Source organism: Ketobacter sp. GenoA1 (genome assembly GCF_003671475.1).
GTDB lineage: Bacteria > Pseudomonadota > Gammaproteobacteria > Pseudomonadales > Ketobacteraceae > Ketobacter.
The window spans coordinates 1-531 of record NZ_RCHM01000001.1; the positions used below are offsets into that span (position 1 = coordinate 1).

The following is a 531-nucleotide window of genomic DNA, read 5'->3' on the forward strand; positions in this document are numbered from 1 at the left end:
GCGTTAGGCGAGGTTGCTCTCGTGCAAATTGAATATGAAGTCAAACCTGGAAAGATAGTCAAAGTGCTCTCGCTTGATGAAACAGGCGAGATTGAAAAGTCATGGATGAGTGTGTTCGCTAAAAACAAACAAGGATTTAATACTAGCGCTTTTAAATGGCATATATTTAGTGGTGGCGGCTATCCATCGGTAAACGGAGAAGAAGCTCGAGCTGAGTATTTTAGGCAATCTGCTGCAACATTTGTTGTTCTACCCAACGAAAAAGGCTGCGCAGTTATAACTGATAGATTGCCCGAGTTTTGTAATCTAAGTGATTACTACGTATTTCCTCCAAATATGGCGTGGGTAATGGCTTTTACTCACGAAGAGGGGTGGCTAGGTCCCTATTTTGCAAAACATCCGAAATATACGATGCTTTGCGAAGAAAACACTAGATTAATTGAAAAAGAACGCAAAAAGGCAGAAGCAAAGCAAAAAGGTTGGATGTGAATACCAAACTATCAGCGCCTAACAAGTTGGTCAACGGGAACC

The 531-nt window shown here is 41.6% G+C and carries 1 protein-coding gene; it reads left to right on the top strand.

The annotated features are described in order from the left end of the window. A partial coding sequence (locus D9N13_RS00005) for a DUF4275 family protein (RefSeq protein ID WP_290584461.1) occupies positions 1-489 on the top strand: 489 nt, incomplete at its 5' end. Between the last annotated feature and the right edge of the window lie 42 nt (positions 490-531).